The following is a 22,392-nucleotide window of genomic DNA, read 5'->3' as shown; positions in this document are numbered from 1 at the left end:
TTTTCCCTTTCGGTTAAGCGAAGGCTACGACCAGCGGCCCGAGCAAGGTGAGAAACACATTGGCCAAGGCATAGGTAACCGCGAATGGAACCGTTGGTATCGAATTACCGGCTTTGTCGAGCACTTCTCCAAAGGCAGGGTTGGCGCTGCGCGCCCCGGAAACGGCGCCGGCGAAGATGGCCAGGTTGTCGTAGCGGAGCACATAGCGCCCCACGAGGATCGTGATTACGATAGGGACGATGCATACCGCCACGCCCACGAGAAAGATGGAAATACCTTGTGTAGCGATAGTTTGGACGGCCTGTAGCCCAGACTGCAGGCCTACCACGGCCACGAACCCCGCCAAACCCAGGTCACGCAGGAGGGTGGAAGCCGGCGTGGGAAGGTTGCCACGGGTGAGATGGCGGCTGCGATACCATCCGAAGGCTAGACCGGCGATGAGCGCGCCCCCACCACTACCCAAGGTCAACGGAATCGCACCCAGCCGAACAACGATCATGCCGAGAAGCAAGCCGACGACGAGCCCGAAACCGTGAAAAACAAAGTCGGTTTTCTCGCTCGGCACGATAAGGGTACCAACCTGCTTGGCTACGCGCTGGATGTCATCCGGGGTGCCGTAGAGCGTTACCATATCCCCGGAGCTGATGACGGTATCGGGTTGCAACGCCAATGGCCGACCAGCGCGTTTTACTCCCACCACATACACGCCATGGCGCAACGTACGGTTTGCCTCTTGGCGGATTTCTGCCACGGTTCGATTAACGAAAGCAGGGTTGCCCACGGTCAGGTCGCGTTGCACCACCACCACGTCCATGTCCGGATAAGACTGCAGTTCTGGCCCAAGCCGCTCCGCCATGGCGATCACACCAGCGCGACGTCCTACCACAAGCACAACGTCATCCGCTTCCAGCACAGTATCCGGCGCCACACCGACCAGTGCGCCGCCACGCTTGATACGTTCGATCGTCAAGGCAGCCGCATTAGCGCTTTGCGGGGTGGTTTCCAGTTGCTCGACCGTCTTGCCAGCCGCTTGGGCGACGCGATAGATACGCCCAACCAACGGAGGGGTCGCTGGCTGTTCTCCTGGCCCATATACCCGCGCTCCGGCGAGCAACTCCGCCTCCGCTCGGGTCGCATCGTCCCGAATCGAGCGCTTCATGAACCACGGGAGGACATTGACGCACATAAGGATTGCGCCGAATGAGCCGAAGATATAGGTCACGGCGTAGCCCACCGCAACGTTGCCTTGAAGGGCCTGGATCTGTTCCAGCGGAAGCTCCAGCTTGGCAATCGCGGCACTTGCGGTACCGATGATCGCCGACTGAGTCATCGAGCCTGCAGCGATACCTGCGGCTAGCCCTTTGTCCAGCCCCAATACCCTGGCGGCGACAATCACTGTCGCCAAGCCACTGAGTGCCATGACGGCCGCCAATACAATTTCCCGGAGCGATTGCCGCCCCAGGGAACGAAAGAACTGTGGCCCGCTCTCGAACCCGACGGCGTAGATGAACAAAGCGAACAACACCGACTTGATCCCGTTATCGATGCTGATTCCGACCTGGCTGATCACAACAGCCGCCAGTAGCGAGCCGGCTACGCCTCCAAGCTGAAATTTACCAAACTGGATGCCGCCGACCCAGTAACCGATTGCCAGAGAAAGAAATAACGCAAGTTCGGGCGACTGATTCAGCACGAGGTGGAGGTAGTCCATAGAAACCTTCGATCGAAGGCCGGATGGCAGCGTTTCACCACACGACCAAGCGCTTTGGGGATGACCGAACGCGCAGCCCGTCAATGGCTGGGCACGCAATCCAGCATCTGACAGGCTAAGCTTCACCTGGCAGAACGACGCTCATCATCAAGGTTGCGGTCAGATTTACCAGCAAGCATGGTTGGATCCGGCAGCGCTAGAAACCTAAGCACAGCATTCCAGAACTGTCAAAAGCAGGGGCTGTAGATGAGGTGAGGGCGGGTATGGCTTTGCCTTGAGCAATAAAACTGTAACGAGTAGGTGCCCAAACTGTGTAAAAACACCTATCGGACTATCGCTGCCAAATTAAAATAGAGAGAGAACGCCCATTTTCAAAGTCGATCTCAGCGTAGCCCCCTAAATCCCCTTATATGACCTGATCTAGAAGCCCCAAACTTTGGCTGCAAGAAAATGGCAAGCTGTGGACTGCAACAGCCCCTACGCCGCGTGCGAGCGGGTATTATGTTCAATCTAATTGGCATAATCCGCCGGCAAAGCGGGGCCTGCGCAAGGGCTGCATCCGACCCCTTGCAGCCGTTCGATGTGCCTACGAAGCCAAGGGCGATTCAGTTCCGCTGCTCGGTAGAAGCAACGCTAAAAGCAAATGAACACCTCACCTGTTTACTCGTAGATTTTTCCGCAGTACAAAAAATTAGCGAATTGCCCCCAAGGATTGGAGCCTTGAAGCCCCTGATCGATGCCAAAATTACTGGCCTCGGCCCACGCAATAGCTCCGTCCAAGAAGGTTTCTATCGTCCCGTTTTCCCAGTTACCATTCGACTTATCTTCAGCCAAGGCGTGGGCAAAAGCCAAAAAGGTCTTGGCGTCCTTGACCTGATCCAAGTGCTCATGAAGCTCCATGGGTTTCTTTGCTCAAATTCATAAGTAATCCGTTGGATTATCCATCTAGCGACTAATGTCCGCTAAGGGGCAGTAGCGGTCGCTTGTCAACGTCCGTTTCTTGCCGCCACCAGTCACGGAATGATCACATCACGGTATTCATGTTCTAAGCCCAGCAGGCCGAGCGTGTCGCGCAAGCGAGTATGTCTCTGTCGGCTTTTCGCGGGCTACAGGATTGCAGGGTCAAGCCCATACTCATCGGGCTAACCTGAACTTCTTGAAGATTCTAAATGAAATGGCATGAGTGCCTACGTAAACCCAAGCGGGCAAGGTGTTGCGGGATTACAGTTGTGAGCGGACGCGGCTGAACCAGAAGTCGCTGCTTGGACATGAGCTCGCGTCGCACCTGGTACCCCTACGAGTCAAACCGCCAACACCTCGTCCAAATGTTCCCCGTCCAACCAACCCCTGATATCACTCGCCCGCATGGGCTTGGCGAACAGATAACCCTGCGCTCTGGTACAGCCAAGGTTTTTCAAAGCACCCAGTTCTGCCGCGGTTTCCACCCCTTCCACGATGCAGTCCAGCTGCATGTCCTGGCACAGGGCGATCAGGGATTTGACGATCTTGAAACTGGCCGGGTCGAGGTGGAGGTCGGTGACGAAGGTGCGGTCCACTTTCAGCTTGGTCAGCGGCAGGGCGTGGATCTGGCTCAGGCTGGAATAGCCGGTGCCGAAGTCGTCGAGGGAGATGCCGCAACCCAGTTCGCGAAAGCGGCTGATGGCGCGCTGGGTCTGGGGCAGGTCCTGGATGGCGGCGGTTTCGGTGATTTCCAGGTCGAGGCAGGCCGGGTCGAAGCCGCTGCGCTTGATCAGTTCGACGATCTGCTGGGCGGCGTCTTCCGAGCCGCAGTCGTGGGCGGACAGGTTGAAGGCCAGGCGGATGCCCTTGGGCCAGCACGCGGCCGCATTCAGGGCCTTGCTCAGCAAGGGTAGGGTGAGGCGATTGACCATGCCGACGCGCTCGGCGGTCGGGATGAAATCACCCGGTGGCACGTTGCCCAGCTCCGGACTTTCCCAGCGGGCCAGGGCCTCGAAGGCCACGGTCTGCTTGCTGTGGATGTCCACGATGGGCTGGAAGACCATGTAGAACTCGCGGTCCAGGTCGGCCCGGCGCAAAGCCTGTTCGGTCAGGCCTTCGCGATTGAGTTGCTGGCGGTGCATGGTGCTGAACAGGCAGGCCGTGCCCGGGCGGTGGCGCTTGCTCTGGTACAGGGCGTAGTCGGCGTGCTCATAGACGTCCGTGGCGGTGAAGGCCTGGTCGGGAAAGGTGGCGATGCCCAGCGAGCCACTGATCTGGATGGGCATGTCCACCAGCAGGAAGGGCTCGCGCAGGCTGGCGCAGACCTGTTCGCCAAACGCCCGCAGCTGCTCATCGTTCAGGACCCTGGTGATGATCAGACTGAATTCGTCGCCGCCCAGGCGGGCCAGGTGGACGTCCTCGTCGAGCAGGCCGCTCAGGCGCTGGCCCACCTGATAGAGCAGCCGGTCACCGACGCTATGGCCATAGAGATCGTTGACCGGCTTGAAGCCGTCCAGGTCGATGAGGCCCACGGCCAGACGGGTCCCCTGCGCGCGCGCGTCCGCCAGCAGGGTATCGAGGCGGGCAAAGAATTGCCGCCGATTGGCGAGGCCGGTCAGGCTGTCCTGATTGGCCAGCTTGAGATTTTCCTCGCTGAGTTTCGCCGTCTGCGCCTGCATGTTCACCAGCCGGGTGAAGTCGCCATACTGCGCCTTGAGAATGACGAGCATGGCGACGGACACCAGCAGGACGTCGATCGCCGTGGCCACGAAGGTGCCGATGGTGGTGGAGGCGAAGAACACCACGAACGCCGTGTTGACCACGGCGGTGGTGGCCAGGGCCGCGGGCAGCAGGTGCATCATGCAGAAGATGCAGCCGATCACGGTGATCGCCATGTAGAAGCCCACGTGCGCCTGGGTATAGCTGTCGCCATAGGGAAACAGCGCCAGCGCCCAGGCGGTGAAGGCCGAGGCCACGAAGGGCGCGAGCCTGTTGGTGCGCTTCAGAGCCGAGAGCATCTGCGTCGGACTGCGCGGCTGATTGCGTGTGCGGACCCATTCGGCCGCCCGGATCACGCCGAACAGCGTCATGATCAACGGGCAGTAAAGCACCAGCCAGCGTGGCGCGACGGCATGGTGGGTGCCGGCCAGCAGCAGGGTGTTGGTCAGCAGGATGAAGTACATCATCGGCAGCTGCCGAGACAGCGCGAGGTATTGCGCCTTGACCAGGCCAGGATTGTCCTTGGGCACGGACATCAGGACTCGCACGCCGAGCAGGATTTTCTTCATCGGGCAATGCTCTGAAAATACGACCAGGTAACCCACTGCACGGATATCCTTTCCAGCCTGGGCGGAGCAGGTTGAAGGCTGCGCTCATGGGAGGGTGTCGGCTGGCGCTTGGATTTCTGCAACCTTTGCGACTAGTGGCACTTTGATCTTGTTCGAATAGCCAATCGTCATAGTTATAGGCGAGGCGAGCGCTGGTGAACAGCCTTGACGATTGTCGGCGACCAAGCGCTTGGCGGAGACCTCTGGTGGTCGTTCAGCGATGCAGATGCGCGTGCCTGGCCGGTCCGCCTGAGCATTCGGGAAACGGGGGCAGCCCTGTGCCCAGCTCTCCCGCGCGCGAGCCGCCAGGTCTGTGGTGATGGACCACAACGAAAAAGCCCGCCATCAGGCGGGCTTTTTCAGGTTCGCGACGTTCAGCCCAGCTTGGTCAACAGGGCATCCGCCGCGGCTTCCGAACTGGCCGGATTCTGGCCGGTGACCAGGTTGCCGTCCTCCACTACGAACTCGCCCCAGTCCGGGCCTTTTTCGTAACGGGCACCGAGTTTCTTCAGTTCGTCCTCCACCAGGAAGGGCACCACGTCGGTAAGTTGCACACCGGCTTCCTCGCTGTTGGTGAAGCCGGTGACGGTGCGGCCCTTGACCAGCGGCGTGCCATCGGCGGCCTTGACGTGGCGCAGCACGCCGGGGGCGTGGCAGACCAGGCCGAAGGGCTTGTTGGCCTGGGCGAAGGCTTCGAGCAGGGCGATGGAATCGCGGGACTCGGCGAGGTCCCACAGCGGGCCGTGGCCGCCGGGATAGAAGAGGCTGTCGTAGTCCTCGGCCTCTACCTCGGCGAGCTTGACGGTGTTGGCCAGGGCCTGCTGCGCTTCGGGATCGTTCTTGAAGCGCTCGGTGGACTCGGTCTGGGCCTCGGGGGCGTCGCTCTTGGGGTCCAGCGGCGGTTGGCCACCGGCGGGGGAGGCCAGGGTGATCTCGGCACCGGCATCCTTGAAGACATAGTAGGGGGCAGCGAATTCTTCCAGCCAGAAACCGGTTTTCTTGCCGGTGTCGCCGAGCTGGTTGTGGGAGGTCAGGACCATCAGGATCTTCATCGCGCGTTCCTCGTGTTCGGAAGGGTATCGCTAGACAGACCCTGGGTCCCTGCCGTGAGTGCCCGGCTCTTGTGGTAAGCCACGAGTACCTCACAGAAGCGGCCGGCGAGCCGCCCGGTTGGGGCGGCCGTGGCGTTCAGGGGCGATCAACCCCAGCCAAGCGTGCCGCCCGCCTCGTAGCGCTCACGAGCGGAGACGGTGCTGGCGACGTCATCGAGGTTATGAACGCCTACCAGTTTGATCAGGGAATCCAGGTTGTCGACCTGGCCTTCGTAGCCTGTGTCACGGAAGACATAGGTGTCCTGGCCGTAGTGGAAGACGGCGGCATTAACCAGGCCGGTGGTGGACTGGGTCACGGTGTTGAGCGCGGCGAACAGGCTGGTCGCCTTCGCCAGGGCGGCGTCCTGGATGGTCACCACGGCTTTCTCGTCGTACACCGCGAAGCCGAAGATGATGTGGTCATCGTTCGCGTTGTAGTCGGTGACCGTCACGTGATTCGCTGCCAAGGCACGGTTGGCTGCGGCGCTGCTACTACCGTCGAAGTTGGCCAGGGAAGGGTTGAGCAGACTCAGGGTGTCACGGCCTTCGCCCAGGGTAACGGTGGCGCCATGGCCGTAATTGCCGCGCAGGGTGGCATTGTGAGCGGCCACACCTTCGGTGATCAGGATGTCGACGAAGTCACTGCCAGAGCCGGCATTGATGATCATGTCGGCTTGCTGGATATGGGCACCGATCTGGTCGCCGCCCGCGCCGCTGTCGACGGTGATGGCCTTGACCCGCGAGTTGCTCAAAGCCGCCACGTTTTCGAGTTCCGGAGCGGTGCGGGTGCTGACCTGGAGCAGATCGCCGCCGCTGCCGGTGGTCACGTTCTTGAGAAAGGCGCTCTGGCTGGCATAGGAGTAGTCATGGCCTTCGGTGTAGCCATGCAGGAAGTCGATCGAGAGGCCGGCTGTGGACCTGGAGCCATCGAAGGTCTGTAGGCCGTCGAAGTTGTCCAGGGTGATGATGTCGCCTTCATTGAACTGATTGGTCGGCACGTCGGTGAGGCTGACGGTGAGCTTGGCGATGCTTGAATCCAGGGTGCTGTCGCTGGCGGTGGCGCCACGGGTATGGCCGTCGAGGCGGGTGACCTGATCTTCCCAATGGCCGGTCAGGGTCAGTTCGTTCAGGGTCGAGGCGGCCGCATAGTGTGGACCCTTGGCATCGAAGGTCTTGGCGAAGCCGACGTATTCGGGCGCGGTATTGATGCCGAGGGTGAGTCGGGGCTGGCTCTGGAAGGCGTAGTAGGTGACGCCGTCAGAGGTGCCGGCAGCCTTGGCGGGCGCGGCAACCAGGGGCGCCTTGGCAAGGGCGGCGGTGAACAGGGGGGCGGTGGTGTCCAGGGGATTCTTGTAGGTCATGGCGGTCATCCTTAATGCATGTCAGGCCGAGCGCTCGCTGGACACGTTCTCGCGCAGGGCAAGACGTTTCATACAGCTGAACGTCACGCCGACAGTGCCTAGCTTTTCACGGAGCGACAGCGAACCACGCCGCAATTTCATCGGGCCACTAGTGGCACGCCGCCAAACGGTAGTGCGCTAAAAGTTCAACAACCACGCGGTCAAGACGACCAATAGCGCGACCAGGGCGGGCGACCAGCGGGTGCTCAAGAGCAGCAGCAGGGCAAGCGCCGCCAGAGCGACGTCCAGCAGGCTTTGGATGGCCCCCGTCCAGACCGGATCGTAGAGGGCCGCCAGCAGCAGGCCGACCACGCCGGCGTTGAGCCCGGTCAAGGCGCGCTGCCAACCGGGGTGCTGGCGCAGGGCCTGCCAGAAGGGCAGGGCGGCGAGCAGGATGAGCGCGCCGGGCAGAAAGATCAGCAGGGTCCAGAGCAGGCCATTGAGCCAGGCGGGCAGGGCCGAGGGCACCAGGGTGCCCAGGTAGGCGGCGAAGGTGAACAACGGGCCCGGTACCGCCTGGGCCAGGCCGTAGCCGGCCATGACCTGGCCATCGCTGACCAGGCCGCCGGGCACTACCACCGCCTGCAGCAGCGGCAGCACCACATGGCCGCCGCCAAAGACCAGGGCACCCGCGCGATAGACACCCTCGGCCAGGTTGCCCCAGGCGGGCAACAGCAGCAGCGGCAGCAGGAACAGCAGCAGCGCGCCACCCCCCAGCCGCCGGGAGAGTCCGGTTCGCAGGCCCAGGGCCGGCGGTGTGGCGGCCGGCGCCAGCGCCAGGCGACCGACCAGGGCGGCCAGGCCAAGCCCCAGCAGTTGCCCCGCCGAACCGGGCAGCCAGAGCGCCAGGCCGGCGGCGACCAGCGCCAGGACGCGGCGCGGGGCATCCGGGCACAGGGTGCGGCCCATGCTCCAGACCGCCTGGGCCACCGCCGCCACGGCAAAGACCTCGAGGCCATGCACCGCGCCCGAGTCGGCCAATCCCGGCGCGTGGGCGAGGCTCAGGGCGAACAGGACCAGCAGCAGGGCGGAGGGCAGGGTGAAACCGAGCCAGGCCGCCAGCAGGCCCCAGCCACCGGCGCGGCCCAGGCCCAGGGCCATGCCGACCTGGCTGCTGGTCGGACCGGGCAGGAGCTGGCAGAGCGCGACCAGCTCGGCGTAGGCGCCCTCATCCAGCCATTGGAGACGTTTGACGAAGGCCTGGCGGAAGTAGCCCAGGTGGGCGATGGGGCCGCCAAAGCTGGTGCAGCCCAGGCGCAGGAAGATCAGGAAGACCTGCCAGGCGCTTTCCTGACCGCGGGCAATGTCGCGCATGGCGGCCCGATCAGCCGCGCGGCGTCGCAGAAGGAGCCACCACCTCGCCGTCTTCCTTGACGAAGGGGCCGCGCTGCGGCTCGGGCAGGATCTCCAGCACCCGTTCCGAGGGGCGGCAGAGCCGGGTACCCAAGGGGGTCACCACGATGGGTCGATTGATCAGGATAGGGTGCTGCAGCATGGCGGTGATCAGGGCCGCGTCATCCAGTTGCGGATCGTCCAGGCCCAGTTCGGCGTAGGGCGTGCCCTTGTGGCGCAGCAGCTCGCGCACCGGCATGCCCAGGTCGGCGATCAGCCGCTCCAGCTGCGCCCGGTCGGGCGGTGTCTCCAGGTAGTGGATGACCGCCGGCTCGACGCCGCTGTTGCGAATCAGGCCCAGCACGTTGCGCGAGGTGCCGCAGGCGGGGTTGTGGTAGATCGTGACGGCGTTGCTCATGGACGGTCTCGACGGCGGGAAGGGGCACCCCGTTCGTACCAGCCACGCGAGCCGTTCACCAGGCGCACGACCAGCAGCATCAGCGGTACCTCGATAAGGACCCCCACCACGGTAGCCAGGGCGGCGCCCGAGTGGAAGCCGAACAGGCTGATGGCGGCGGCCACCGCCAGTTCGAAGAAGTTGCTGGCGCCGATCAACGCCGACGGACAGGCCACGCTGTGGCTCTCTCCCACCAGGCGATTGAGCCAGTAGGCCAGGGCCGAATTGAACAGCACCTGGAGCAGGATGGGCACGGCCAGCAGGGCGATCACCAGCGGCTGCGCCAGGATCGCCTCGCCCTGGAAGGCGAACAGCAGCACCAGGGTGGCCAGCAGGGCGCCCATCGAGAAGGGCCCCAGGCGGGCCAGCGTGCTGTCGAAGGCGGCCTGGCCCTGGCGCAGCAGCGCCCGCCGCCAGAGCTGGGCGAGGATCACCGGCAGCACCAGGTAGAGGATCACCGAGAGCAGCAGGGTGGCCCAGGGCACGGCGATCGACGACAGCCCCAGCAACAGACCGACGATAGGCGCGAAGGCGAACACCATGAGGGTGTCGTTCAGCGCGACCTGGGACAGGGTGAACAGCGGATCGCCCTGGGTGAGTCGACTCCAGACGAAGACCATGGCCGTGCAGGGCGCCGCCGCCAGCAGGATGAGACCGGCGATGTAGCTGTCCAGCTGCTCCGTCGGCAGCCAGGGCGCGAAGAGCTCCCGAATGAACAGCCAGGCGAGCAGCGCCATGGAGAAGGGCTTGACCGCCCAGTTGACGAATAGGGTGACGCCGATCCCGCGCCAGTGCTGGCGGACCTGGCCGAGGGCGCTGAAATCCACCTTGAGCAGCATCGGCACGATCATCACCCAGATCAGCAGGCCGACCGGCAGATTGACCTGGGCCAGCTCGATCCGGCCGATGAAGCGGAACAGGCCCGGTGCCAGCTGGCCGAGGGCGATGCCGGCGAGGATGCAGAGCGCCACCCAGAGGCTGAGGTAACGCTCGAAGGTGTTCATGGCGGCTGCTGCCGGTGGGCAGGCGTGGGGATTGTGCATGGCGGGCCTGGTCGGGTGATCGGTGGATGGGCGCGGGTCGGCGGATCAGCAGGCACAGCGCGGCGATTCGCTGACCACGCAGTCGCCGCCGGCGCAACAGTGCTCGGTCAGATAGCCGAGCAGGGCATTCATGTGCTCGTAGGCCGCCCGATAGATCAGGTTGCGTCCCTGGGACTCCACCGTGACGAGACCGGCGTTGGCCAGTTCCTTGAGATGGAAGGAGAGATTGCTGCGAGCCACCTCGAGCTGGTCGGCCAACTGGCTGGGCATGAGGCCGGCCGTGCCGGCGACCACCAGGGCGCGGAAGACCCTCAGACGCTGGGCATGGGCCAGGGCGGCGAGGGCGGATACGGCGAGTTCTTCCTGCATGATTCGATAATTCAATGATCGTTGAATAATTGAATCATAAGGCGTGGTGGCTGCCTGGTCGAGCCCTGATCAGCGACGCAACCGCCGGAGCGCTTCCAGCACCTGCTGCAGCGGGCGGCTCAGGGGTTTGTCGCGGCGCAGCACCAGGGCCAGGGTGCGCGTCAGGGGCGGTGCCAGCGGCTGCACTCGCAGGCCGTGGCGATGATGCTCGGTGGCCACGGCGATGCCGGGCACCAGGCTGTAGCCGAGTCCGGCGGCCACCAGTTCCTTGAGCGCCTCGATACTGCCCAGCTCCATCACCGGCCGGCTGGCCTGGCCGGCGCGGCGAAACCAGTCGTCGATCAGCAACCGGGTGCTGCTGCCGGTCTCGAAGGCCAGCAGCGGCGCCTCGGCCAGTTCCGCCGGGGCCAGCGCACCTGTCGGTAACGAACTGGCAGGCGGGAGCAGGGCGACGAAGGCATCCTCCAGCAGGGGCTCCACCTGCAGGTTGCGGCCACTGGCGGGCAGGGTGACCAGGCCCAGGTCGAGGCGGTTGTCTTCCACCGCCCGCAAGACGTCCAGGGTGTTGCCAGTGCTGACTCGCACATCCAGCTGCGGAAAACGCTGACGCAACTGGCCCAGCAGCGGCGGCAGGAGATGGATGCAGGCGGTGGCGCCAGTGCCGATGGCGACCCGTCCGCTGACCGTCTCGCCATGGCTGGCCAGTGCCTGCAGGGCCTGGTCCACCGCCGTCTGGATATGCGCGGCGTGGTCCAGCAGCAGACGGCCCGCCGCGGTGGGCTTGAGGCCGCGCCCCAGGCGCTCCAGCAGCTTGAGGCCCAGGCGCCGCTCCAGCTGGCGGATCTGCAGGCTGACCGCCGGCTGGCTCAGCCCCAGGCGATCGGCTGCGGCGGAAAAGCTGCCGGTGGCGACGACTTGGACGAAGGTCTGCAACTGATTGAGGTTGAGGTCGGCCATGCCAAGGTTTCGCTTATACCGGTGATAACCGAGCATAGCTTCATCTTTGGCTGGCCGTCCCGGCATGATCGCTTCATCGACCCTACGAATGGACCTCTCCCGTGAACACCGCTCTGCAGTTGCGCGATGCCACCCACGCCGATCTGCCGGCCATCCAGGCCATCTATGCCCCGCATGTCCTGCACGGCTGCGCCAGCTTCGAGCTGGAGCCGCCGGACCTGGCCGAGCTGGAGCGCCGGCTGGCGGCGGTACGCCAGGCCGGGCTGCCTTACCGGGTGGCCGAGCGGGACGGCGAGGTGGTGGGCTATGCCTATGCGGTGCTCTATCGCCCGCGACCGGCCTATCGCCATACCGCGGAGGACTCGGTGTACGTGCGCGACGGCCTGGGCGGCCAGGGTATCGGTCGCCGGCTGCTGGAGGAGGTCGTCGCGGCCTGCACGGCGGCGGGCTTTCGCCAGCTGGTGGCGGTGATCGGCGACAGCGCCAACCGGGGCTCCATCGCCCTGCACCAGCGACTGGGCTTTCGCACCGTCGGCACCTTCGAGGCGGTGGGTTTCAAGCATGGGCGCTGGGTGGACACGGTCCTGATGCAGCGCAGCCTGGGCGAGGGCGAGCGGACCCCGGGTACGCGCTGATGACGCCGATGCCGAGCGATCGCGCCATCTGGCAACTGGGGTTGATGCAGTTGCTGGCCTGGGGCCTGGCCTTCTATCTGCCGGGGGTCTATGGCCCGGCCATAGCCGCGGGGCTGGGTTGGGATGCACGCTGGGTCTATGGCGGCTTTTCCCTGGCGATGCTGACCATGGGCCTGGTCTCGCCCTTCAGCGGCGCGGTGATCGAACGCCTGGGCGGCTGTCGCACCCTGCAACTGGGCCTGGTGCTCGATGCCCTCGGTTGCCTGGGCCTGGCAGCGGCCCAGTCGGCGCCGCTGTTCTACCTGGCCTGGGTGACCCTGGGTGTGGGCATGCGCCTGTCGCTGTACGACGCCGCCTTCGCCACCCTGGCGCGCCTGGCCGGCGAGCGGTCGCGGACGGTGATGGTGCGCATCACCCTGCTTGGTGGGCTGGCCTCGGCGGTGTTCTGGCCGCTGGGGCATTGGCTGCTGGAACTGCTGGACTGGCGCCTGGGGCTGGTGGTCTATGCCGGCATCGCCCTGGCCGGCTTGCTGTTGCTCGTGCCGCTGCCCAATGTGCGTGGGCGCTTGCCTAGCGCCGAGCTGCCGCCCGCCGCCGCGGGCGGCTCGCCTCGCCTCGCTGGCGTGCTGTTCGCCACCGGGATGGCGCTGATCGGCTTTCTTTCGGCGGGGTTGTCGGCCCATCTGCCGGCGCTGCTGGCCGAGCGTGGGGTGCCGGTGGGGGTGGCGGCGCTGTGGGGGATCGGCCAGGTCTGCGCGCGGCTGGCGGAGCTGGCTTCCGGTCAGCGGCTTTCGGCGCGTCAGCTCAATCTGTTGCTGGGCCTCGGCCTGCCGCTGAGTTTCGCCCTGGCGCTGGCCAGCGAAGGTCATATGGGCCTCACCGCCGGCTTCGTCTTTCTCTATGGCGCCCTCAACGGCCTGGTGGCGGTGCTGCGGGCCAGCCTGCCGCTGGAGTTGTTCGATCGGGCGCTCTATGCGCGCCTGACCGGCAAGCTGCTGGCGCCGAGCTTCCTGCTCTCGGCGGCCGCGCCCTCGTGCTATGCCCTGGCGCGGGAGAGTTGGGGCGACCGAGGCCTGCTCGGCCTGTGCCTGCTGGTCAGCCTGGGCGTGACCCTGGCGGCGCTGGGGCTGCTCGGGCGCCGGTCCGCGGGCTAGTTCAGGCGGCGGGCGAACTGACCCACCGCACCCACCACGCGCTGGGCGCCGTCCTGGATCTCGGTGATGCGGGTACCGGCGGCGTTGGCCAGTTGCAGGCCCTGTTCCGCCTGGTGCTTGCTCGCCGCCATGTTGGCCACGGCGGTCTGCGCCAGTTGCTGGTTCTGCTGCACCACGCCGACGATCTCCTCGGTGGCCTTGCTGGTCCGGCCGGCGAGTTGGCGGACCTCGTCGGCCACCACGGCGAAGCCCCGCCCCTGTTCACCGGCCCGTGCCGCTTCGATGGCGGCGTTGAGCGCCAGCAGGTTGGTCTGCTCGGCGATGCCGCTGATGGTCTTGACGATGGTACTGATCACCAGCGACTGCTCGCCCAGGGCCTCGATGCCGTTGGAGGCGACCTGCAGCTCCTCGGCGATCTTGCGCATCACCGAGACGGTGTCCTGCACCACCTCGGCACCCTGACGGGCGCTCTCGTCGGTCTGCTGGGAGATATCGAAAGCCACCCTGGCTGCCTCGGCTACTGCCTGTTCCTGCTCTACCTGCTCGGTGATCACGGTGGCGAACTTCACCACCTTGTACAGCTCGCCACGGGTGTTGAGCACCGGGTTGTAGGAGGCTTCCAGCCAGACGGTACGGCCATGGCTGTCGACGCGCTTGAAGCGGCTGGCGATGAATTCCCCCCGATTCAACCGCGCCCAGAACGCCTGGTAGTCGGCGGAGTGACTCTCTTCGCTGGTGCAGAACATGCGGTGGTGCTTGCCCTGGATCTGCCTGAGCGAATAGCCCATGCCCTGCAGGAAGCGGTCGTTGGCGGTAAGCACCTCGCCGCCCAGGTTGAATTCGATGACCGCGGTGGAGCGCAGCAGGGCGTTGATCAGGCCGGAGTGCTCGGTGGAGGTCTCAACCTGTTCGGTACGGTCGTTGCCGTAGCAGATGGTCTTGTGGATGCGGCCATCGGCGTCGCGCAGCGGCTGCCAGGTCGCATAGAGCCAGGCTTCCTGGCCGTTGGCCCGCAGCAGGCGGTACATGCCGCTGGTCTGGGTACCTTGGCTGAGCGCGCTTTTGAGGTCGCGATAGCAGGGCAGTTGTTTGACGTATTCCGGAATGAAGGCGTCCAGGGGACGCCCTACCACGTTCTCGGCGCGGTAGCCCATCTCGCGGCAGAAGCGCTCGTTGACGCGCTCGATGTTGCCGCGGTCATCCACGGTAAGACTGAGCGCCTGGCTTTCGAAGCCAGCGTGCAGCTGACGCAGTTCGGCGACCTCGGCCCGTAGTTGGGCGAGTTCGGTCTTGAGAGGGCGATTGAACATGGCAGGCACCGAGAGGAGTGAAAGTATGACTTCCACTACTTCGACGGTGCCGGGATTTTCTGAAGGGGGAGAGGCGGCGACTTCCGACTAAAGCCGTAGCCTACGCCTGACGGCTGGCGATGAAGCGCCGGAAGACTTCCAGGGTGGCCTCGCTGACATGGTGTTCCATGCCTTCGGCATCGCGCCGCGCGGTATCGGCGTCCACGCCCAGGGTCAGCAGGAAGGTCTCCACCACATGATGGCGCGCGCGACTGGCTTCGGCCAGGGCTTCGCCCTCGGGGGTGAGGAAGACGCCGCGATAGGGACGCTGCAAGATCAGGCCGGCGGCGGCCAGGCGCTTGAGCATCTTGGCCACGGTCGGCTGGGCCACGCCGATGCGCGCGGCGATGTCCACCTGGCGCGCTTCACCCCCGTCCCGGATGAGATCGGAAATGAGCTCGACATAGTCTTCGATCAGCTCCTGACGGTGGGCTTCGCGGACCTGTTGAAAACCTTCCATGTGAATGGATGGATCGACCAACCGATTCAGCAGTTCGTCGTCCTTTGTCATGTTGCCCACCTGAATGACCTTCTCCGCAAGAGCTGGGGCGCTTCGGAGGGAAGCGCTCGGGCGCCATTTTGACCGAGTTGCGGGCGAATACCAAAGATTCCTTCGCCACTGGGCGTTATCGACGGATGAGATAGAGATTTTTTATTGCTGGATGTGTGAATTTTAGCCTAGGCTAAATTCTCCAAAGGGTAGTCCTACCTTGCCGAACGAGTCAGCCATGAAAGAATCCGCCAGCTACGTCGAGCCTGCCTGGCAGGAGCCTTCGTCGTCCGCCCGGCCCAGCCTCGGGCGGATGAACGCCAGTATTCCGGTGCCCGAAGGCGGCAGCTGGCTGCGCCGGCTGCTGGCCTTCGTCGGCCCGGGCTACATGGTCTCGGTGGGCTACATGGACCCGGGCAACTGGGCCACGGACCTCGCGGGCGGATCGCAATTCGGCTACCTGCTGCTGTCGGTAATCCTGCTCTCCAACCTCATGGCCATCCTGCTGCAGGCCCTGGCCGCGCGCCTGGGCATCGCCACCGGGCTGGATCTCGCCCAGGCCTGCCGCGCGCGTTATTCGCGTCCGGTCAGCCTACTGCTGTGGCTCGCCTGCGAGATCGCGATCATCGCCTGCGATCTGGCCGAGGTGATCGGCACGGCCATCGCCCTCAATCTGCTGTTCGGCATTCCCCTGATGTGGGGCGCGATCCTCACGGCGCTCGACGTCTTTCTCATCCTGCTGTTGATGAACCGCGGCTTTCGCTGGCTGGAAGCCTTCGTCATCGCCCTGTTGACGCTGATCTTCGTCTGCTTCGGCGTGCAGATGGTGCTGGCCCAGCCGTCAATCGCCGCGATCGCGGACGGCTTCCTGCCCAAGGCGGAAGTCATCACCAATCCGGCCGCGCTGTACCTGGCCATCGGCATCATCGGCGCCACCGTGATGCCCCATAACCTCTATCTGCATTCGTCCATCGTGCAGACCCGCGCCTATCCGCGCACCGAGGAAGGGCGGCGCATGGGCCTGCGCTGGGCGGTGGCCGACAGCACCCTGGCGCTGATGCTGGCGCTGTTCGTCAACGCCGCCATCCTGATCACCGCCGCGGCGGTGTTCCACAGCGCGGGCCGTACCGACGTGGCCGAGATCCAGGACGCCTATCACCTGCTGTCACCGATGCTGGGCGTCGGCATCGCCTCGCTGCTGTTCGCGGTCGCCCTGCTGGCCTCGGGCATCAACTCCACCGTCACCGCGACCCTGGCCGGGCAGATCGTCATGGAGGGCTTTCTCTCGCTGCGCATTCCCGACTGGGCGCGGCGCCTGATCACCCGCGGCATCGCCGTCATCCCGGTGGTGGTGGTGACCGGTCTCTATGGCGAGAGCGGTACGGCCAAGCTGCTGGTGCTGAGCCAGGTGGTGCTGTCCATGCAGCTGCCCTTCGCGGTGATCCCGCTGGTGCGCTTCGTTTCGGATCGCCAGCTGATGGGGTCCTTCGTGATCGGTCGGCTGACGAAGGTTCTGGCCTGGGCGATCGCCGGGCTGATCGTGGTGCTCAATGTGAAGCTGCTGGCCGATACCCTGATGGGATAGCCGACAATTGAGGTCTGATAACGTCTCGGGGCTCTGGATCGAAGGTTTGGGAACTTGTGAAAGCGCGAGGGTATCCACCCGTTACCACAATAAGTTCTTCCCATGATCGTTCCGGAGCACCCGCCATGTCCTATGACACCCGCCAGACGCCTGCCTACGCGGCCACCACGGCCACCGCTCCCCTGCTCAAGCGCATTTCCTGGAGCTCGATCATCGCGGGCGTGGTCATCGCCCTGACCGTCTCCTTGCTGCTCAGCCTGTTGGGCACTGCCATCGGCACCGCCTCCATCGATCCGCAACAGGAAGCCAATCCGCTGGACGGCCTGGGCAAGGGCACCGGCATCTGGGTCGGCGTCAGCGCCGTGGTCTCGGTCTTCGTCGGCGCCTGGATCGCCGGTCGCCTGGCCCAACGCGAAGGCGCCCTGCACGGCATCCTGGTGTGGGCCAGCGTGACGCTGGTGAGCGTCTATCTGGTCTCCAGCGCGGTGAGCGGTGTGGTGCGGACCGGCCTCAACGTGGCGGGCAGTGGCCTGTCGATGATCGGCAGCGGCCTGTCCCAGGCCGCACCGGCGCTGACCAATCAGGTTCAGGATCAGCTGCGCCAGCAGGGTATCCAGCTCGACCTGGGCGATCTGCAGAACGAACTGGAAACCGCGCTGCGGCAGACCGGCAAGACCGAACTGCAGCCGGAGAATCTGCAGCAGCAGGCTCAGGGCGCCGAACAGGATGCCAAGAACACCGCCCAGAACAGCGCCAACAATCCGCAGCAGACCGATGACCAGCTGACCGCGCTGCTGGACCGTCTCAAGGCCCGTGGCGACCAGGCCTGGAACGCCGCCGATCGCCAGGCCCTGGTCAACCTGATCAAGGCCCGTACCGGCAAGAGCGACGCCGAGGCCAATGCCATCGTCGACAAGTCCCAGCAGACCTATCAACAGGCCTACGCCAAGTACCAGGAGCTCAAGGCGCAGGCCGAGCAGAAGGCCCGCGAAGCCGCTGACGTGGCTGCCCGCAAGGTTTCCCAGGCCAGCTGGGTGCTGCTGATCAGCCTGGTGGTGGGCGGTATCGTCGGGGCCATCGGCGGTGCCCTGGGTCGTCGTACCCAGCCCGTCAACAAGGTGGTCGCTGGCTAAACGCGACCCCTGGTGGGCCCTGGGGCCCTGCCGCTGGATGATGCCCGGACCTGAAGAGGTTCGGGCATCGTCGTTTCCGGGCTGGCGGTTTTCGCTACTCGCCCGGCCGCAGTGCCCGGGTGAGCAGGCTCAGGCACAGCGGCATATCCGGGCGCTCGGCGCCGAACAGGGTGCGATAGACCAGCGGGGCCACCAGGCCGTCGAGCAGGGCGTCCAGGGTCGGCGCCGGCTCGCCACGCCGGTGGGCGCGCTCGAGCAGCAGCTCCAGGCGTTCCCGGGTCGGTTCGGTGCAGCGCACCGCGCAACCCGGATCGGTGGCTGCCAGGGCATCCCTGAGCATGGCCTGGCCGGGGGTGGAGGCGAGGTCGTCGACATAGTGCTCCAGCCAGCGTTCGAGATCGCCTCTCAGGCTGCCGGTATCCTCCGGCGGCTGGTCCGGGCGCAGGCGTTGCAAGTCGACGTCGGCCAGCAGGCTGGGCAGATTGCCCCAGCGGCGATAGAGGGTCGAGGGCGTGACCCCGGCGCGCGCGGCGATCAAGGGGACGGTGAGGGCTTCCCGGGGCTGCTCCCGCAGGAGCGCCAGGACGGCCTCATGGATGGCTTGCTGGACGCGGGCACTGCGGCCGCCGGGGCGGGCTTGCTTGGTGGTCATGGTGACAGGATACCCGGCCCTTAACGCAAACGCATTGCTTTTGCTGCGGCAAGGGTTCAGGCTCTAACGCAATTATTTAGCGTTAAGGTATGGCATGTCTTCCCTGAACGGCTCTTCCTCTGCACGCCTGATGCTGCTGGGCTCGGTACTGCTGACCTTCCTCGCAGCCTCCAGCGCGCCGACGCCGCTGTACGCCAGCTACCAGCAGGCCTGGGGCTTTTCCACCTTCTGGCTGACCTGGGTCTTCGCCGTCTATGCCTTCGCCCTGCTGGCAGCGTTGCTGGTGGGCGGGCGGTTGTCCGATCACCTGGGGCGGCGGCCGGTGATCCTGGCGGCGCTGGTGCTGGAAGCGGGTTCCATGCTGCTGTTCCACCAGGCCCACGGTCTGGCGGATCTGGTCCTTGCCCGCGCGCTGCAGGGCCTGGCGACCGGGATCGCCACCAGTGCCCTGGGTGCGGCACTGCTCGACGTGGATGCCGAGCGCGGTCCCTGGTTGAACAGCCTGACGCCACTGCTCGGCATGGCGGTCGGCGCGCTGGGCTGCGGCCTGCTGGTGGAATTCGCGCCGGCGCCACTGCAACTGGTCTATCGGCTGTTCCTGCTGCTTTTCGTGCTGCAAGGCCTGGCACTGCTGCGCCTACCCGACAGCGTACCGCGCCGGCCGGGCCTGCTCGCCGCCTTGCGTCCCCAGCTGGCGGTGCCGCCCCAGGCCCGCGCCATGCTCTGCCGGGTATTGCCGCTGGAGCTGGCGGTCTGGGCGGTGGGCGGCTTCTATCTGTCGTTGATGCCGGGGCTGGTCAAGGCGGCGACCGGTACGACGTCGATCCTGGTCGGCGGGGTGGTGGTGGCCGGCCTCACGCTCACCGGTGCGGCCTGTCTGCATGGCTTGCGCCGTTGGCCGGCGGCGCATCTGCTGCGCCTGGGAGCGAGCACCCTGGTGGCCGGTCCGGCGGTGCTCTGGCTGGCGGTGGCCAGCGGTCAGCTGGGCCTCTTCGCCCTGGGCACCCTGGTGACCGGCGTCGGCTTCGGCAGCGGCTTTCTCGGCGCCACCCGCAGCCTGCTGCCCCTGGCCGAACCGGCACAGCGCGCCGGCCTGCTGGCCGCCTTCTATGTTCTGAGCTACCTGGCCTTCTGCCTGCCCGCCCTGGCGGTCAGCGCCCTGGTGCCGCGGCTGGGCCTGACCGGCGCCGCCGAACTCTATCTGGGCGGGGTGATCCTGCTGGCGGCGCTGGGGGTGCGCAACAGCCTGCCGCGCCCCAGCGTGCAGCCGGGCTAGAGCAGGATGTCGGCCGGGCCGGCAAGGGCCCGCTCGACGGGCGTGCCAGTGGCGCGTTCTTCATTGGAAAAGCCGTCGTAGTCGGCCAGAGGCCCGCAGTCGATGCCGGTCAGTTGCTCGATGCGCAAGACGCTGCACTGGTAGGTGCGCAGGCGGCCGAAGGCGATGGACAGCGCGTCCAGTTCGCGGCGCTGGTCGATGAGGTAGGCACTGGCGGAGGGCTTGCCGTCGTCACCCAGGTAAGCCACCACCTTCCAGAAGGCCTCGGGAATCTGGGCGTCGCGATAGATCCGGTCGTCCGGGCGCAGGACCGGACCGCTGAAGACCGTGATGCGTGCCTGCCAGCGCTGGGTGTTGTCGAGGAGATGGTCTTCCAGTTCCAGCCAGGTCCGCTGGTTGAAGGCAGCCATCTGCGGCGCGCAATTGGTGAAGTGGAAGGTGTCTTTGTTGGCCTGGGCGGCGGCGGGGCCCCAGTTGGGATCCTGGCGACGCACCAGGTGGCCACGGTCGAGCAGATTGTCGGCATAGAGCGCCTCGCCAAGCTGGGCTTCCAGTGGTACTCGCCCGTCGTACGCCCAGGCGTCGCGGCTACGCGGTACGTCCCGGTGCTGGCCGCCGTCGATATTGACCCCGACCCAGAGCGCCATCCGCCGGCTGCGCGAGAGCGTGACCGAGAAGTGGGTGTAGTCCAGGCGATCGCCGGAGGCGGGCAGTGGATAGACGTCGGCGGCCAGGGCCGCGCTCGGACGGGGCCAGAGGACCTGGAAGTCGCCCAGGAAGTCGGCCTGGTAACCCTGGCGATCGGCCAGGCTGGCGGCGGGGGTGATGCGCGGCTCGGCACCTCTCAGACCGGCGGGTTGCGCCGGCGACAGGGGACGCAGATCGGCGAGGCGCGGGCGATAGGCGAGATCGACGGCAAAGGGCTGGCTGGACATGGCGGATCTCTGGCGAAAGGGGCGAACCGCCAGCGCAGCACAGGGAGGTTACCGGACGATGACGACGGTCAGCGAAGTGGTATGCACCGGCGCTAGCTGGCAAACTCGTTCGCGACCTAACGATTCCCACCGGAGATCCGTGAGTGAACCGCCCATGAAGCTATCGCTGTTTTCCCCCCTTGCCCGTCGGCGTGCCTGGCTGCTCGGCGTGCCCGGCCTGCTCCTCAGCGGCGCCGCCCTGGCCAGTCAGCAGTCCGCTGCCAAGGGCTTCGTCGAAGACGGTGACCTGACCCTGTTGCTGCGCAACTACTACTACCTGCGCCAGAACGAAGGCGACGGCCATGGCGCTGAAGCGCGCAACAGCCGCGATCCGCGCAGCTGGACCCAGGCCTTCCTGCTCAACTACACCTCCGGCTTCACCCAGGGCACCGTGGGCGTGGGTGTGGATGCCTATGGCTATCTGGGTCTCAAGCTGGATGGCGGCGATGGCCACGCCAACACCCCGAACATGCCGGTGGACGGCGACGGCAGCCAGCGCAGCGAATTCAGCAAGGGCGGGGCGGCGGTCAAGCTGCGCGTCTCCAACACAGTGCTCAAGTACGGTGACCAGCAACCCACGGCACCGGTGCTGGCGGCAGGCGGTAACTGGCTGTTCCCCCAGACCGCCCGTGGCTGGAGCCTGGTGAGCCAGGAGGTCGATCACCTGATGCTCGAAGGCGGACACTTCACCGCCGCCACGGCGCCGCGCACCACCGGCTCGGACGGCGGCATCTTCGCCGGCTATGCCGGTGTCGAGGCGGCTTCGGCCAGCTACGCCGGGGGCGTCTACAAGTTCAGCGATCACTTCAGCGCCTCGCTCTATGCCGGGCACTTCGAGGACGTCTGGGACCAGTATTACGGCAACCTCAACTACGTGGTGCCACTGGCCGCCGAGCAGAGTCTGACCTTCGACGCCAACCTCTACCGCACCCTGGACGCCGGCAGCGCCAAGGCCGGCAGCATCGCCAACACCGCCGGCTCACTGGCCGCCGCCTTCCAGACCGGCGCCCACACCTTCACCCTGATCCACCAGCGTATCCATGGCGACCAGCCCTTCGACTACGCGGTCTTCGGCGCGCCGCTGCCGGGCTCCTTCGGTGACTCCATCCTGCTCGGCAACTCGATGCAGTTCTCCGACTTCAACGGCCCGGGCGAGCGTAGCTGGCAGGCGCGTTATGACCTGGACCTGGAAAGCCACGGCGTGCCGGGGCTGAGCCTGATGGTGCGGCATACCCGCGGCAGCGGCATCGACGGCAGCCACGTGGCCGCCGATTCGGCCTACGCCGGGCTCTATGGCGACGGCGACAAGGAACACGAGACCGATCTGGAGGCCAAGTACGTGCTGCAGAACGGCCCGGCCAAGGACCTGAGCTTCCGCCTGCGCCAGGCCTGGCATTCCGGCAGCCAGAGCACCGGCGGCACCGTGGCCGAGACCCGGCTGATCACCGAGTATCCGCTGAATATTCTCTGATACCGCTGAGTTGGGCTTCGGCGATG

The 22,392-nt window shown here is 65.7% G+C and carries 20 protein-coding genes; 6 read left to right on the top strand and 14 right to left on the bottom strand.

Going from position 1 to position 22,392, the window contains the following annotated elements; genetic code table 11:
- Positions 1-13 precede the first annotated feature (13 nt).
- The 10 genes from aspT to RCF34_RS06055 all read right to left on the bottom strand — a co-directional run bounded on the left by aspT (position 14) and on the right by RCF34_RS06055 (position 11,683).
- Complete coding sequence (gene aspT, locus RCF34_RS06100; RefSeq protein ID WP_308707343.1) at positions 14-1,711, bottom strand: aspartate-alanine antiporter; 1,698 nt, start codon at positions 1,709-1,711, stop codon at positions 14-16.
- Positions 1,712-2,371: 660 nt separating this feature from the next.
- Complete coding sequence (locus RCF34_RS06095) at positions 2,372-2,611, bottom strand: hypothetical protein (protein ID WP_308707342.1); 240 nt, start codon at positions 2,609-2,611, stop codon at positions 2,372-2,374.
- A 401-nt stretch (positions 2,612-3,012) separates the two neighbouring features.
- Positions 3,013-4,959, bottom strand: coding sequence for an EAL domain-containing protein (locus RCF34_RS06090; protein ID WP_308707341.1), 1,947 nt, complete (start codon positions 4,957-4,959; stop codon positions 3,013-3,015).
- 413 nt (positions 4,960-5,372) lie between these two features.
- The gene (locus tag RCF34_RS06085) at positions 5,373-6,050 is read right to left on the bottom strand and encodes a type 1 glutamine amidotransferase domain-containing protein (RefSeq protein WP_308707340.1); all 678 of its coding nucleotides are present in this window, start codon (positions 6,048-6,050) and stop codon (positions 5,373-5,375) included.
- 146 nt (positions 6,051-6,196) lie between these two features.
- Complete coding sequence (locus RCF34_RS06080; protein ID WP_308707339.1) at positions 6,197-7,450, bottom strand: hypothetical protein; 1,254 nt, start codon at positions 7,448-7,450, stop codon at positions 6,197-6,199.
- A gap of 177 nt (positions 7,451-7,627) precedes the next feature.
- Positions 7,628-8,803, bottom strand: coding sequence for a chromate efflux transporter (chrA, locus tag RCF34_RS06075; protein ID WP_308707338.1), 1,176 nt, complete (start codon positions 8,801-8,803; stop codon positions 7,628-7,630).
- A gap of 10 nt (positions 8,804-8,813) precedes the next feature.
- On the bottom strand, positions 8,814-9,239 hold the full coding sequence (arsC, locus tag RCF34_RS06070; protein ID WP_308707337.1) for an arsenate reductase (glutaredoxin): 426 nt from the start codon (positions 9,237-9,239) through the stop codon (positions 8,814-8,816).
- Complete coding sequence (arsB, locus tag RCF34_RS06065; protein WP_308707531.1) at positions 9,236-10,282, bottom strand: ACR3 family arsenite efflux transporter; 1,047 nt, start codon at positions 10,280-10,282, stop codon at positions 9,236-9,238. Before arsB ends, arsC begins: the two co-directional genes overlap by 4 nt.
- A gap of 84 nt (positions 10,283-10,366) precedes the next feature.
- Positions 10,367-10,690, bottom strand: coding sequence for a helix-turn-helix transcriptional regulator (locus RCF34_RS06060; RefSeq protein ID WP_280305967.1), 324 nt, complete (start codon positions 10,688-10,690; stop codon positions 10,367-10,369).
- Between the two features lie 69 nt (positions 10,691-10,759).
- The gene (locus RCF34_RS06055; RefSeq protein WP_308707336.1) at positions 10,760-11,683 is read right to left on the bottom strand and encodes a LysR family transcriptional regulator; all 924 of its coding nucleotides are present in this window, start codon (positions 11,681-11,683) and stop codon (positions 10,760-10,762) included.
- 65 nt (positions 11,684-11,748) lie between these two features.
- Between RCF34_RS06055 and RCF34_RS06050 the strand changes: the two genes are divergently transcribed.
- Both RCF34_RS06050 and RCF34_RS06045 read left to right on the top strand, forming a co-directional pair.
- A complete protein-coding gene (locus tag RCF34_RS06050) occupies positions 11,749-12,282 on the top strand; it encodes an N-acetyltransferase family protein (protein ID WP_308707335.1) in 534 nt (177 codons plus the stop codon).
- On the top strand, positions 12,282-13,436 hold the full coding sequence (locus RCF34_RS06045) for an MFS transporter (RefSeq protein WP_308707334.1): 1,155 nt from the start codon (positions 12,282-12,284) through the stop codon (positions 13,434-13,436). The genes RCF34_RS06050 and RCF34_RS06045 overlap by 1 nt, the downstream gene beginning before the upstream one ends.
- Here RCF34_RS06045 and RCF34_RS06040 read toward each other — a convergent pair.
- Both RCF34_RS06040 and mntR read right to left on the bottom strand, forming a co-directional pair.
- Positions 13,433-14,746, bottom strand: coding sequence for a PAS domain-containing methyl-accepting chemotaxis protein (locus tag RCF34_RS06040; protein ID WP_308707333.1), 1,314 nt, complete (start codon positions 14,744-14,746; stop codon positions 13,433-13,435). The genes RCF34_RS06045 and RCF34_RS06040 overlap by 4 nt on opposite strands.
- Positions 14,747-14,846: 100 nt before the next feature.
- Positions 14,847-15,296 (bottom strand): manganese-binding transcriptional regulator MntR, encoded by a 450-nt coding sequence (gene mntR, locus RCF34_RS06035; RefSeq protein ID WP_308707332.1) that lies wholly within the window; start codon positions 15,294-15,296, stop codon positions 14,847-14,849.
- 217 nt (positions 15,297-15,513) lie between these two features.
- On the opposite strand from mntR, the gene RCF34_RS06030 reads away from it, so the two are divergent.
- Entirely contained in the window at positions 15,514-16,860 is a 1,347-nt protein-coding gene (locus RCF34_RS06030; RefSeq protein WP_308707331.1) for an Nramp family divalent metal transporter, read from the top strand.
- Between the two features lie 125 nt (positions 16,861-16,985).
- Entirely contained in the window at positions 16,986-17,993 is a 1,008-nt protein-coding gene (locus RCF34_RS06025) for a hypothetical protein (RefSeq protein WP_308707330.1), read from the top strand.
- A 94-nt stretch (positions 17,994-18,087) separates the two neighbouring features.
- On the opposite strand, the gene RCF34_RS06020 is transcribed toward RCF34_RS06025, so the two are convergent.
- Positions 18,088-18,645 (bottom strand): TetR/AcrR family transcriptional regulator, encoded by a 558-nt coding sequence (locus tag RCF34_RS06020; RefSeq protein ID WP_308707329.1) that lies wholly within the window; start codon positions 18,643-18,645, stop codon positions 18,088-18,090.
- 94 nt (positions 18,646-18,739) lie between these two features.
- Here RCF34_RS06020 and RCF34_RS06015 point away from each other — a divergent pair, with 94 nt between their 5' ends.
- Positions 18,740-19,921, top strand: coding sequence for an MFS transporter (locus RCF34_RS06015; protein WP_308707328.1), 1,182 nt, complete (start codon positions 18,740-18,742; stop codon positions 19,919-19,921).
- Here the strand turns inward: RCF34_RS06015 and RCF34_RS06010 are convergent.
- Positions 19,918-20,856: a DNA/RNA non-specific endonuclease gene (locus RCF34_RS06010; RefSeq protein WP_308707327.1), complete on the bottom strand. Its 939-nt coding sequence runs from the start codon at positions 20,854-20,856 to the stop codon at positions 19,918-19,920. The two genes, RCF34_RS06015 and RCF34_RS06010, sit on opposite strands and share 4 nt — an antisense overlap.
- Before the next feature lie 154 nt (positions 20,857-21,010).
- Between RCF34_RS06010 and RCF34_RS06005 the strand changes: the two genes are divergently transcribed.
- Positions 21,011-22,366 carry an OprD family porin gene (locus RCF34_RS06005; protein ID WP_374941163.1) on the top strand — a complete coding sequence of 452 codons (1,356 nt, stop codon included), beginning with the start codon at positions 21,011-21,013 and terminating at the stop codon, positions 22,364-22,366.
- The last annotated feature ends 26 nt before the right edge of the window (positions 22,367-22,392 follow it).

The sequence above is a fragment of the Pseudomonas sp. 102515 genome (assembly GCF_031085165.1).
Taxonomy (GTDB): Bacteria; Pseudomonadota; Gammaproteobacteria; order Pseudomonadales; family Pseudomonadaceae; genus Chryseomonas.
Note: the sequence above shows the minus strand (reverse complement) of the source record. Positions and strands in the feature narration are given on the sequence as shown.